The organism is Butyrivibrio proteoclasticus (assembly GCF_900115735.1).
GTDB lineage: Bacteria > Bacillota > Clostridia > Lachnospirales > Lachnospiraceae > Butyrivibrio > Butyrivibrio proteoclasticus_B.
In genome coordinates, this window is sequence record NZ_FOXO01000005.1 from 93,896 (window position 1) to 106,673 (window position 12,778).

The 12,778-nt window shown below is 38.2% G+C and carries 13 protein-coding genes and 1 pseudogene; 11 read left to right on the forward strand and 3 right to left on the reverse strand.

The genetic code is table 11. The annotated features are described in order from the left end of the window. The 9 genes from BM146_RS04665 to BM146_RS04705 all read left to right on the forward strand — a co-directional run bounded on the left by BM146_RS04665 (window position 1) and on the right by BM146_RS04705 (window position 8,173). Window positions 1–2,154 (forward strand): ATP-binding cassette domain-containing protein, encoded by a 2,154-nt coding sequence (locus tag BM146_RS04665; RefSeq protein ID WP_074885064.1) that lies wholly within the window; start codon window positions 1–3, stop codon window positions 2,152–2,154. A gap of 44 nt (window positions 2,155–2,198) precedes the next feature. Beyond that, window positions 2,199–2,675 (forward strand): hypothetical protein, encoded by a 477-nt coding sequence (locus tag BM146_RS04670; protein ID WP_074885067.1) that lies wholly within the window; start codon window positions 2,199–2,201, stop codon window positions 2,673–2,675. A 13-nt stretch (window positions 2,676–2,688) separates the two neighbouring features. Further along, window positions 2,689–3,036 carry a hypothetical protein gene (locus BM146_RS04675; protein ID WP_143087420.1) on the forward strand — a complete coding sequence of 116 codons (348 nt, stop codon included), beginning with the start codon at window positions 2,689–2,691 and terminating at the stop codon, window positions 3,034–3,036. Window positions 3,037–3,106: 70 nt separating this feature from the next. Then, a complete protein-coding gene (locus BM146_RS04680; RefSeq protein ID WP_074885073.1) occupies window positions 3,107–3,298 on the forward strand; it encodes a hypothetical protein in 192 nt (63 codons plus the stop codon). Between the two features lie 19 nt (window positions 3,299–3,317). Further along, entirely contained in the window at window positions 3,318–3,803 is a 486-nt protein-coding gene (locus BM146_RS04685) for an RNA polymerase sigma factor (protein WP_074885076.1), read from the forward strand. A gap of 83 nt (window positions 3,804–3,886) precedes the next feature. Next, window positions 3,887–5,089 (forward strand): hypothetical protein, encoded by a 1,203-nt coding sequence (locus BM146_RS04690; protein WP_074885080.1) that lies wholly within the window; start codon window positions 3,887–3,889, stop codon window positions 5,087–5,089. A 21-nt stretch (window positions 5,090–5,110) separates the two neighbouring features. Next, on the forward strand, window positions 5,111–5,407 hold the full coding sequence (locus BM146_RS04695) for an STAS domain-containing protein (protein WP_074885083.1): 297 nt from the start codon (window positions 5,111–5,113) through the stop codon (window positions 5,405–5,407). 160 nt (window positions 5,408–5,567) lie between these two features. Further along, a complete protein-coding gene (locus tag BM146_RS04700; protein WP_074885087.1) occupies window positions 5,568–7,529 on the forward strand; it encodes a fructose-1,6-bisphosphatase in 1,962 nt (653 codons plus the stop codon). Then, window positions 7,526–8,173, forward strand: a complete 648-nt coding sequence (locus BM146_RS04705) for a 4'-phosphopantetheinyl transferase family protein (protein ID WP_074885090.1) — start codon at window positions 7,526–7,528, stop codon at window positions 8,171–8,173. The genes BM146_RS04700 and BM146_RS04705 overlap by 4 nt, the downstream gene beginning before the upstream one ends. Before the next feature lie 36 nt (window positions 8,174–8,209). On the opposite strand, the gene BM146_RS19355 is transcribed toward BM146_RS04705, so the two are convergent. Then, on the reverse strand, window positions 8,210–8,377 hold the full coding sequence (locus tag BM146_RS19355; RefSeq protein ID WP_177201591.1) for a hypothetical protein: 168 nt from the start codon (window positions 8,375–8,377) through the stop codon (window positions 8,210–8,212). Window positions 8,378–8,497: 120 nt separating this feature from the next. Here BM146_RS19355 and BM146_RS20475 point away from each other — a divergent pair. After that, window positions 8,498–8,629 (forward strand): annotated as a pseudogene (locus BM146_RS20475) (bifunctional O-acetylhomoserine aminocarboxypropyltransferase/cysteine synthase); the annotation flags it as partial. A gap of 178 nt (window positions 8,630–8,807) precedes the next feature. On the opposite strand, the gene BM146_RS04715 reads toward BM146_RS20475, so the two are convergent. Both BM146_RS04715 and BM146_RS04720 read right to left on the reverse strand, forming a co-directional pair. Beyond that, a complete protein-coding gene (locus tag BM146_RS04715; RefSeq protein WP_074885094.1) occupies window positions 8,808–9,485 on the reverse strand; it encodes a hypothetical protein in 678 nt (225 codons plus the stop codon). Between the two features lie 124 nt (window positions 9,486–9,609). Next, the gene (locus BM146_RS04720; protein WP_074885097.1) at window positions 9,610–10,800 is read right to left on the reverse strand and encodes a cation:proton antiporter; all 1,191 of its coding nucleotides are present in this window, start codon (window positions 10,798–10,800) and stop codon (window positions 9,610–9,612) included. A gap of 154 nt (window positions 10,801–10,954) precedes the next feature. Here BM146_RS04720 and BM146_RS04725 point away from each other — a divergent pair, with 154 nt between their 5' ends. Continuing rightward, a complete protein-coding gene (locus tag BM146_RS04725) occupies window positions 10,955–12,757 on the forward strand; it encodes an ABC-F family ATP-binding cassette domain-containing protein (protein ID WP_074885100.1) in 1,803 nt (600 codons plus the stop codon). The last annotated feature ends 21 nt before the right edge of the window (window positions 12,758–12,778 follow it).

Below are 12,778 nucleotides of genomic sequence, written 5' to 3' on the forward strand. Positions count from 1 at the left end.
GTGGGCTGGTTTGACGAACAGATAAGGCAAAGAATAAAAAGTGATCAGAATATTTTTGAAGACTCCATGTACAATATGATGTCTTCCATAAGTGGCAAGTATGAGTCGCTTATGCTGGACAGGCGTCATATTGCCCGGAAAGCAGTGGAGGAAATCATAGAATACTTTGGATTTACGCCCAAAGAGGTGACTTCAGATCTTAAAGACGCTGTAAAAGCCTATGGGATAATGTATAGGAGGATAACCCTTGAGGGCAAGTGGTATAAGGATGCTTATGGACCAATGCTGGCATATCTTGGAAATCAGGATAAGCCGGTAGCTCTTTTACCTAAAAGAGGTGGCGGATATAGGTATTACAACTATGATAAAAAGAAAAAAGTGACGGTAAACGCAAAAAATTACAAGGATTTCTTGGATGAAGCTTATTGTTTTTACAGACCTCTTCCGAGAAAAAAGCTCACTGTGACAGATCTTTTGATTTATATGAAAGATTGCATGGATATGGGGGATCTTATCTTTTTTGCATTACTTGCACTTTCGTTTACACTTGGATCGATAGTAACTACGCAGTTAACGGGATTTATAACCGGGTATGTTATGAAAAAGCACAATATAAGCATGCTTGTTGGTACTGCTGTCTACTTTTTTATGGTAGTTATTGCGAACCAGCTCTTTGAGGCTTCTTCTGAGCTGGTGAAGGAGCGAATTGAGATAAAAAACTCTGTAAGTGTTGAGTCAGCAGTAATGAGCAGGATATTATACTTACCGGCAAGTTTTTTTAAAGATTATACTTCGGGAGAATTAGCTTCGAGAATAGATGCAGTGGGAACGATATGCAGCCTACTTGTAGAAAACTTTTTTACATTGCCTGTAACTGTTATTGTGTCACTTTTGTATCTGTTTCAGATTGGAAATTTCGCAAAGTGCTTGGTTGTTCCGTCAATAGCCATATTATTTACAAGTATGATCGTTTCTATAGCGACAATATTGGTGAGAACAAAGATTAATAAGAAGATCATGCAATATGATGCGGATGAAGATGGCCTTAGTTATGCACTTATCAATGGAATTCAAAAGATAAAGCTTGCGGGAGCAGAGAAAAGAGCTTTTGCAAAGTGGGCAAACAACTATAATCAGAGTGCACGATTAAGCTATAGACCTCCGGCAGCCATTATATTCAGTGGAACTATTAGTAAAGCCATTACTATTATTGGTTCGATTATTTTGTATTATACAGCAGTAAAGGGCGGGGTAACACCGGGAGACTACGTTGCATTTGGCGTTGCCTTTGGCTATTATCAGGGGGTATTTAATGGATTTGAGTCCGTCGCAATATCTGCAGCGCAGATAAATCCTGTACTGAGTCTTGCAGAGCCAATATTAAATGCAGAGCCTGAAAGTTCTGAAGGCAAGATTGCTGTTGACAAGCTTATAGGTGGAGTGGAGATCAGCAATGTATCTTTTAGATATAGTGAAACTACTCCATATGTATTAAGTGGCCTAAATCTTAAGATAAAACCGGGAGAATATGTTGCCATAGTCGGTAAAACAGGTTGTGGAAAGAGTACAATCATAAGGCTGTTACTGGGATTCGAAAAGCCGGAGAAAGGTGCAATCTACTATGATGGAAGAGATTTGGAGAGGCTTGATCTTGGTTCACTTAGGAGAAAAATAGGCAGTGTTACCCAAACAGGATCTCTTTTTGAAGGAGATATTTATTCAAATATTGTTATTTCAGCACCAACTCTTTCATTGGATGAAGCATGGGAAGCTGCTGAGATTGCAGGAATAGCAGATGATATTGAAAAGATGCCAATGGGAATGAACACGATAATATCAGAAGGGCAAGGCGGAATATCCGGAGGCCAGAAACAGCGCATTATGATAGCCAGAGCTATTGCTCCAAAGCCAAAAGTTCTTTTATTGGATGAGGCTACAAGCGCTCTTGATAATATTACTCAGAAAAAAGTATCAGATGCGCTATACAATCTAAAGTGCACAAGAATTGTTGTTGCGCACAGACTTTCAACTATAAAAAACTGTGACAGGATAGTTGTTTTGGATGGCGGGAAAATTGTTGAAGATGGTACATATGATGAGCTTGTGGCAAAAAAAGGGTATTTTACAGAACTTGTAGAGAGACAGCAATTATAGATTTGCGATTATTCGTATATTAGTGTTAAAATTGGGGATAGCAGATGAAAATCTCGTTTGATTTGGATGATGTAATATTCGTTTCACCAGATAATTATGAGGTAGAACCGGAACTTCGATTCCCGTTAAATAAAATGTTCCCGGAGAGGCTTAGAAAGGGAACTGTAAGACTTGTACATGAACTTCAGGACAGGGGATTCGAGGTGTGGGTCTATACTTCATCATTTAGGTCAGAAGTATATATCAGAACACTTTTCAGGTATTACAATATCAAATTTTCACAGATAGTGAACGGGTACAGGCATAAAGCTGAAGTTCAGGGCAATAGAACAACTCTTTTGCCACAGAAATTACCCAATCACTACAGGATATCACTTCATATCGATGATGAAGATGTGATAATTGAAAATTCTAAGATATACGGATTTAGGGTATTTAGGGTATTGGAACCGGATGACATGTGGGTTGAGAAGGTTTTAGACGAAGCAGAGCGTGTTCGTAAACTTGAGGAGAATTCCTAGGAGTTGGATGGCTATGTTTACAAAAGACGAGATCGAAGTAAAACTTAATTTTTTAGAGTCTGTTTTTGAGAAATATGGTGCTGTTCCATTAGATATTAATGAAAAAAACATTGAAAAATTTCATCAAAGAAAGATTTATCAATATAAGAATAATTATTACAGAGTTGACAGTGCCGATTTTGAAGAAAACGGGGAGATTTTCCTGGTGCTAAGCAGCACAGATGAAAAGAAATACGCGGATATCGGGCTTTTGGAGGATATAGACGCATTTTCTGCAGGATTGTCTGATGAACAATTGGAAAAACAGGTCAGGTATGTGCTGGGGATTGAGCCGTATCCTGATGATTATGCTCAAAAATAAAATTGCCGGAATATATTTTGGTTCGTATATATAAGTGAAACCAAATATGATTCCAAACGGAGGTAATATCATGGAAAATAAATTATCACGACTTTTCGATTATCAGAAGTTTTCATCTAATCCTGATCTTGAAAAAGTGATTCGCGGGGTTGAAGAGAAATATTCATTGGACAAACAGGCGCTATCTGATGATGATCTGGAATTCGTAGTTGCTGCTGGGGATCCATACATCAAAGGGCCTAATGATAAAAAAGAAACATAAATAAAGGAGTAACGGCAACATGGGGGGCATTCCTTCAAAGGAACAGATTTACACTGACTACAAGGACAAAGTATTTGCATACATAAGGAATCATGTCAATTCACACGAAGATGCTGAAGACTTATGTGCGGATGTATTTGTAAAAGTTTATGACAAACTGGATACTTTTGATGAATCCAAGGCGAGAATATCTACTTGGATTTATTCTATTACCAGTAATACAGTGATTGACTTTTACAGGACTAATCATATTCATTCTGAAATCCCGGAGGATTTGTCAGACACAAAAAGCAGTATAGAGGAAGACGTTCTTACACAGGAATCTTTAAGTGAATTAGCAACGGCTCTTTTAAAGCTATCTGAAGAGCAAAGAGATATTATTGTACTCAGGTACTATAAAGGGCTTACCTTGCAGGAAGTTTCCAAAAAAATGAATCTTTCATATGGTATAACAAAACTAAGACACAGAGAAGCATTAGGAAAATTGCAGGATATTTTAGCGTAATTTTCTTTTTATTGCATATTATTTTTGCGAATTTTTGTATATAATAGGTGTGTATAGACTATTTGCTGAAGGGGGACAAGAATATGCAGTCAGAGCACATTAGAATCACTAATATAGACAAAGATATTGATAGAGCCTATCAGCTTTTGGATGATTATATCTTCGATATTAAGCTTGAGGGGAAAAATGCTTTGAGGCTCAGACTTCTAACGGAGGAAGTATTGAGGCTTGCAAAGTCTATTATTGATGAGACCACAGTAGAGATGTGGTTTGAGGGAGGCTCAAAGCTCACAAACATTTATCTTTCAGCAGATAACAATATAGATTCAAACAAGCAAAAAGAACTTATTTCAGTAGCTACAACAGGTGAGAACAGTGCAAAGTCAGGTTTTTTTGGTCAGCTTGTGAAGGCATTTTTGTTTGAAGCACCTGCAGAAAGAACCTGGACATTAAAAGATTATCGAAATGGTATTTTGAAAAAGAGACGTGAAGATAAGTATTCTCAAGAAGCATGGGACGATCTGGAGAGATCGCTTGTTGCGAACCTTGCAGATGACATTATCGTTTCTATAGATAAAAATAAGATTAAGATGTTAGTAATAAAGGACTTTTCTGAAGCCTTAAGTTCAGTAGGTTCAAGCGTTCCACAGATAGTCACAGATCCAATTATTGTCGATAGTGACTACATTCAGGGATCGAATGCCAATGGAAGGGCTGACAAAGCTATAGATGTACTTGAACTTAGCAATAAAGATGCAATGCATCTTAAACTGGTATTTGAAGAAACCATTGGAATGCTTAAGGAGATGACCGGCGAATACAGTGCAGTTGTATGGTTTGAGAAGTATAAGAATGAGGCTTGCTTGAAGCTTACAGCAAAAACGCTTATGGATTCTGAAAAAAAGAATACTCTTTTGGATATGTCCTCTGAAGGTAATGTTGCAGTAAAGGGCTTCATGGACAAAGTCAGAGATGTCATTGAAAACGGTATTCTTGGTTATAATAATGTTATGAAATTACAGCAGGAGTATGGCGGCGGGTATATATCCTATGGTACAATGGGTATGTACGGAAGCACAGAAGGTTTGGCAGATTCCGGAATATCATGGTCGCTGTATGAGTATAGAAATGCTCTTTCCGACAGTATTGATACCAGTGAAAGCGCAAAAGAGGCATGGGATGAGCTTGAAAAGTCCATTGTTGCCAACGTTGCGAAGGATGTTATTGTAGGAGTTAAAGGGGACAGAGTAGATATGACTGTTGTTTGTGCCCTTAACAATAAATGATTTTTATGAGAGGAGCCTAATATGACAATTAACAAAATAGCTAATGGATCACAACTTACTGTTGCTCTGGAGGGAAGACTTGATACGACAACAGCACCTCAGCTCGATGATGAGCTTAAGACCGCTCTTGACGGCATTACAAAGCTTGACTTTGATCTGGCTAATCTTGAGTATATATCATCTGCGGGACTGAGAGTTCTCTTATCTGCTCAGAAAGTAATGAATAAACAGGGCGAGATGGTCGTGAAGAACGCCAATGAAGAAATTAAAGAAATCTTTGAAGTAACAGGATTTGTTGATATTTTAACAATCGAATAAAGATATTTATTTAAGCCGCATAGAAATATGCGGCTTTTCTATGTAATAGGGGGAATTATAGGAGCTGGATACCGTTAACGACCGTATTTTGGTCGGTTACGGTATCCGCATCCGAACGGAGTATGTCAGATAATAAACTGGAGTTATTAGAGGAGAGAGTATGAGAGATATTGAGTATTTAAGGCTTCTGAGTAAGGAATTTCCAAGCTCAAGGAAAGCAGCTGCAGAGATAATCAACCTGCGGGCTATATGTGCTTTGCCTAAAGGAACAGAATATTTCTTTTCAGATATCCATGGGGAATATGAGGCTTTTTCGCACCTCTTAAGGAGTTCCTCGGGTATTATCAGGGCCAAGATTGAAGAAACATTTGGGAACATGATGTCTGAGGCAGAGCAGCTTGAGCTGGCAAACCTCATATATTATCCGCGAGAAGTAATAGGTAAGATCAGAAGAGACGAATCAATCAGTACCAAAGAGTTACATGAGCATCAGAAGATAACTATCAACAGGCTTATTTCAATCTGCCGTGTTGTAAGTTCAAAATATACAAGATCCAAAGTAAGAAAAAAGATGCCTTCAGATTATGCGTATGCCATAGATGAACTTTTGCATCTTGATATGAACGATTCTAACAAAAAGCTCTACTATAACGAGATAATAAGCGGAATAATAGAGATTGACTTTGCGGATGAGTTCATAATTTCTCTCTGCGAACTTATACAGAATCTGACCATAGATTCACTCCACATAATAGGAGATATTTTTGACAGAGGAGCAAGACCAGACCTTGTCATGGAAGAAATCATGAATTTTCATGATGTGGATATTCAGTGGGGAAACCACGATATCGACTGGATGGGAGCAGCTTGTGGCAATACCGCGTGCATTGCAAATGTGCTCAGGATTGGGATAAGTTACAATTCATTTGATGCCCTGGAAGATGGCTATGGAATAAATTTAAGGCCGCTTTCGATGTTTGCTGCAGAAATCTACAGAAATGATCCTTGTAGTTGCTTTAAAATGCATATTCTCGATGAGAGTAAGTATGATTCAGTAAATCCAACACTTGCTGCAAAGATGTATAAGGCTATAAGCATAATTCAGTTGAAGTTAGAGGGACAGCTTATCAAAAAGCACCCGGAATATGGCCTGGAAAAAAGACTTCTTTTGGATAAGATAGATTACAGTGAGGGGACTGTTAAGGTCGGTAATAAGAAATATAAACTTAATGACACGAATTTTCCTACGGTAGATCCCAAAGATCCATATGCGCTGTCAGAAGGTGAGGAAGAGCTTGTAAGGACTCTTCGTCTTAGTTTCATCCACTCTCAAGTTCTTACAAAGCATGTTAAATTCCTGTATTCTCACGGGGCAATGTACAGGTCTATAAATAATAATCTGCTTTTCCATGGTTGTATTCCTATGGATGATAAGGGTAATTTTACATGCATGAAGACCCGGGATGGAAGTTTTAGTGGAAAAGAGCTTATGGATTACCTAAATGTAAAAATTCATGACGCGTATTTTCTTGATCAAAGGGATGATTATGAGAAAAAGCAGGATGCAGTTGATCTTATGTGGTATTTGTGGTGTGGGCCAAATTCACCGCTGTTTGGAAAGGATAAGATATCAACTTTTGAGCGTCTGTTTTTGAGAAATGAGAAGGAATTATGTGAAGAAAAGCACAACCCTTATTATACATTTTCAGCAAAAGAGGAATATGCTGATAAAATACTCAGAGAATTCAAGCTTGATCCTGAATGGGCACACATTATAAATGGACATGTTCCGGTCAAGACCAAAAAAGGTGAGAGTCCTGTTAAAGCAGGCGGTAAACTATATATAATCGATGGTGGAATCTCAAAAGCCTACCATGAACAGACAGGAATTGCAGGATATACACTAATATTTAATTCTCATCATCTTGCACTTGCCAAACATAAAGCCTTCATAAAGGGACAGGAGAACACGCCTGAGATTCAGATTACGGAGAAGACAAAGAAGAGAATACTGGTCAGGGATACTGATGTAGGAAAAAGCCTTCTAAATCAGATAGAAGACCTCAAAGACCTGCTAAAAGCCTATGAAAGCGGAGCAATAAGGGAGAAAGGTAAGACTTGAACAGAATTTATATAGTGGATATAAATTGTATTTCAGATAATAATGTATATGAGTACTGGTATGACCAGATGTCACCTGAAAGAAAGAAAAAAATAGATTCTTTCAAACCGCAGAAGAATAAGCTCTTATCGCTGGCTGCTGGAATTCTTTTAAAGAAAGCTCTGGAGACTGAAGGAATCTATTCTTATGAGATTATTGAGAAAGGCGCCGGAAAGCCCTATATAAAGGGGAGAAGTGATGTGTTTTTTAACCTTTCTCATTCTGGAGAAAGGGCTATAATAGCTGTTTCTGACAACGAGATAGGAATAGATATTCAGAAAAAGAGCCACTTTGAGCCAGGGCTTGTCAAAAGAGTTTTTACTGAAAGTGAAATTATGCAGGTGGAGCATCTTGGCGGTGATATGGATATTCTCTATACTGCTCTTTGGACTGCAAAAGAGAGTATTATGAAGTACTATGGAAAAGGTCTTTCAATGGAACCCTTAAATATAGAGCTGGATGTAAGATCAGGAAGTGATCTGTTTTATACTAAAGAGCTTTATCTTATCAGAAAAGAAATTTCAGACTATCAAGTTACAATATGCACTACTTGTGCGGGGTTCAAGGAAATTTTAATAACAGATGTTTTTAAAGAAAAAGGCTGAGCTAACGCTCAGCCTTACTTTTAGGGAAATAAAAACTCACAGGAATATAACGACGCCTGCAAATGCGAGACCGCCAATTATGGCAACCGCTGATATGATACGCTTTTTTATTATATCTATATCAATATATTTGCCGTTAAAGCTAACTGTGTCTATTGTTTTACATTTTCCTTTTACATTAAGCTCTGATTTTTCCATCGCCATACTAGCACCTCCCCGTTAGTGCTGAAACCGGTTAGATCTATTTCTATTTATACTACTACACAATCATGTAGTTTTTCTGACGTACAAATAAAATAATTATAAACTTTATGGTCAAGCTATAAAGTTGCAGCGCTTGAAGGTGGAAGCGCAGCATTGGCAGTAGCCTCAGGGGCTGCAGCTATAACTTATACAATTCAGGCACTAGCAGCTAATGGAGGAGCTTCTATCTTTACATTTGAGATTAAAGGCGGAAAAGAAGCTGCATGGAAATTTATTGATAACTTGGAAAAAGGGTTTGAAGCTATCTGATAGAGATAATAATATATTGGATATATAACATATCTAACAGAAATAAAAAATATATTATATACATCAAATATAAAAGGGTCTGCCACACTAATTAGTGCGACAGACCCCATCATTTTTATGATCAAACTACTGAAAGAAGCTTGTTTTTTATGCAAATCTTAGCAGAAAGGATTTTTTCTACTGAATCATCAAATTCTACAGTGAGTTTGCCATTTAATACAGTTTTTACCAATCCATGGCCGTAGGTCTTATGATTAACTTCACAACCTTCAGCAAAGATCTCTTTTATCTCATCATCAGTAAGTTCAGGTTCAACCGGCTTTACAACCTTAACTACCGGTGAAGTTGATTTCGGCTTTGGCTTATAGCTGTCATTCTCGCAAAGACACTCAAGTACAAGATCGAGATTGTCATTAGTGAAAAAAACTATCTCATGAGGTAGTGATTTATCAGTATCGTTTAGCTGTAACACTCGGTTTCCGTTCTTGATAAATAGGATAGCTTTGCTTTCAATCTCTTCATAGCCGGAGATTGCATCCTCTACCTCGTCCTTTTCGTTTTCTCTTATAACAATGGCAAGACCTTCTGATTCAGCCATTCTCTTGATTGCATTATAGTCTTTTTCATTCGCGTGGATCTGGTAGCGATTAAATAAAAGAGTATTAACATTCAGAATTGATCCGCGGCTACCAAACTGACAGAGTTTATTAAGATCTTCATCGCGCATCATAGTCATTATCATACCTTTATCCTGAATAAGACTACAAACTTCTTCATAAGAGTATAATTGATTTTCCATTTAAGTAATTCCTTTTTTCCTTTTGTAAAAAATAGCACAGCAATGTATATTACATCATTAGGTATTTCCTTTCAATGGAAAAATGTGAAATAAATATGATAAAAAAATTAAAAAAAACTAAATCTTATTTATTCTTTATGGCAGAACGGTCATCCGAAGCATAAATGGCTTTCAAAATGATAGGTGTCAGTATTGAACTCAATATGATAAGAAGAATGACTGCAGTGAAATATCTGCTGTCAACAATATCTGCCTTAAGACCACGCTGTGCTACGATAAGGGCTACTTCACCTCTTGTCATCATACCTACCCCAATCTTTAAAGCATCTGAATTATTGTATTTAAGGCATTTTGCAACAACTCCGCAACCAACTACCTTACCAAGAAGTCCAACAATAACAAAAGCAGCTGAGAATGCGAGGATTGTCATGTCAACGGTTCTCAGATTGGTCTGAAGACCTACACTTGCGAAGAATACTGGTCCAAAGATCATATATGAGTTGATATCCATCTTTCTGTCGATGTAATCTGAAGTCTGAAGTGAGCTCAATATGATACCGGCTACATAAGCACCTGTAATATCTGCGACACCAAAGTATTTATCGGCTACATAAGCCATTGCAAATGCAAGAGCAAGACCAAGAATCGGAATTCTTCTGTTATGAGGCCATCTCTGTTCCATTTTCTTCATGATCTTGAAGATTACAATTCCAACCACTACTGAAAGCGCAAAGAAAGCAACTGTTTTAAGACATACGGCAGCAAGATTTGCGTTAGGGTCCTTAAGACCGAGAACAGCAGTAAGAACAACAATTCCAATTACATCATCGATGATAGCTGCACTCATGATTGTAGTTCCAACGTCAGTAGATATCTTTCCAAGTTCTTTTAACACCTGAACTGTTATACTAACGGAAGTAGCTGTAAGGATAGTTCCTATGAAAAGAGCTTTTGTAAACTCAGTAGATCCGGGAGCGGCAAATCCGTAAAATGCCATGTACAAAATAGTACCGAAGGCAAGAGGGACAACAACACCTGTGCATGCAAGGATTGTTGCCTTTACACCTGATTTTTTGAGCTTGTCTATGTCTGTTTCAAGACCTGCGCTGAACATAAGCAGTATTACACCAATCTCAGCCATTCCTGAGAGGAAGTCCCCGGCTTCCACTAGGTTAAAAAGTGTAGGTCCTATGAGGAGACCTGCGATGATCTCACCGGCAACCTGCGGTGCGTGAAGCTTTCTTGCAATAAGTCCAAAGAACTTTGCACTTACTATTATGATCACAAGATCTCTAAGTATCTGAATCGTATCCATTTGTTTATTATCCTCCTTTTATAAATGCTAATTGTAGAGTATACGCCATTTTTTTTTTTAGAGTCAAGATTTTATTTCTTATGGACTTTAGGTTTGAGATTCAGTAATATGAGGTGTATCTTATAGAATTATTAAAAGAAACAGAGGCTTTTTTATGAACATTTTAAATGTTGAAAACATATCAAAAACATACATGTCAAAACCGGTTCTTAGCGGTATTTCCGTTGGAATAAATGACACTGACAAGATTGGTGTTGTAGGAACTAATGGAACAGGTAAATCAACGCTCCTGGCAATCGTGGCAGGCAAAGTGGAACCGGATAGCGGGCAGGTTATAGCCAATAACGGACTTAGGATTTCATATTTGCCACAGAACCCGGTGTTTGATATGAACAAGACTCTTTTGGAAAATATAACTGATACGATTTATGATGGCGACGACCACTGGGATAAAATGGGTGAGATAAAGGCCAATCTTGCTAAGTTTGGCATAGATAATCCGGAGTGCGATCCTTCTATATTATCGGGAGGTCAGAAAAAGAGAGCTGCACTTGTAGCTGCTATCATGACTCCGGCAGATCTTTTGATACTGGATGAGCCTACAAACCACTTGGATTCTGATATGATCGAGTGGCTTGAAAATTTCCTTAAGCATTTCCGTGGTGCGCTTCTTATGGTCACGCATGACAGATATTTCCTCGATGAAGTTACTAAGCAGATTCTGGAGATAGATAAAGGAAGTGCATATAGATATGAAGCCAGTTATTCGGGCTTTTTGGAGCTTAAACAGCAGAGACTGGATTATGAGCAGGCTGCAGAGCGAAAAGCACAGGCTCTTTACCGTAAGGATCTTGCATGGATGTTAAGAGGCGCGAGAGCCCGTTCAACTAAGCAAAAGGCTCATATTCAGCGCTTTGAGGAACTTCGGGACAGACAGCGCCCTGAGGAGGAGAGACAGGTTGAACTTAGTTCACTTCCAAGCAGAATGGGGAATAAGACAATAATAATTGAGAATATTTCAAAGTCCTATGAAGGAAAAACGCTTTTCAGGGATTTTTCCTATACTTTCAATAAGCTCGACAGAATCGGGATCATAGGACCAAATGGATGCGGAAAGTCGACTTTTTTAAAGACTATTGTTGGAACTGTGACGCCTGACAGTGGCACAGTAGAAATCGGTCAGACCATAAAGATTGGATATTTTGGCCAGGAAAATGAGGCTTTGGATGAGGATAAAAGAGTAATTGATTACATAAAAGATACTGCAGAATTTATCAGAACAGCAGAGGGGCTTGTTTCTGCATCTGTTATGTGCGAGAGATTTCTTTTTAGCCCGGATATGCAATATGCACCGATTTCAAAACTTTCGGGCGGTGAAAAGAGAAGACTTTACCTTTTGAGAGTACTGATGGAGCAGCCCAATGTGATCATTTTGGATGAGCCTACTAATGACCTCGATATACAGACTCTTAGAATATTGGAAGATTATCTTGATGGATTTGCCGGAATAATCATTACTGTCAGCCATGACAGATACTTTTTGGATCGTGTTGTCACAAGGATTTTTGCATTTGAAGCAGATGGAAGCCTCTATCAGAGCGAGGGCGGTTATTCAGATTATCTGGTGCACAAGAAGCAGACAGAAGTTTCTCCCAGTGAGAAATCTGTTCCTCAGGCTGAACCAAAAGCCTCTAAAACTCAGTATCGTGCGCCACGTGAGAAAACCAAGCTCTCCTATAACGAGCAGAAAGAGTACGATAGTATAGAATCAGAAATTGAAAAGCTCGAGGAAAAGAGTGCTGACCTGGAAGCACAGATAGTAGTTGCTGCTACGGACTATCCAAAACTTGTTGCTTTGACAAGGGAAAAAGAGGAAGTTGATGCTGAAATAGAACGCAAAATGGACAGATATGTTGAGCTTCAGGAAATGGTTGACAGCTTTTCCCGATGCAACTAATGCCAATGCACTCATTTTTTC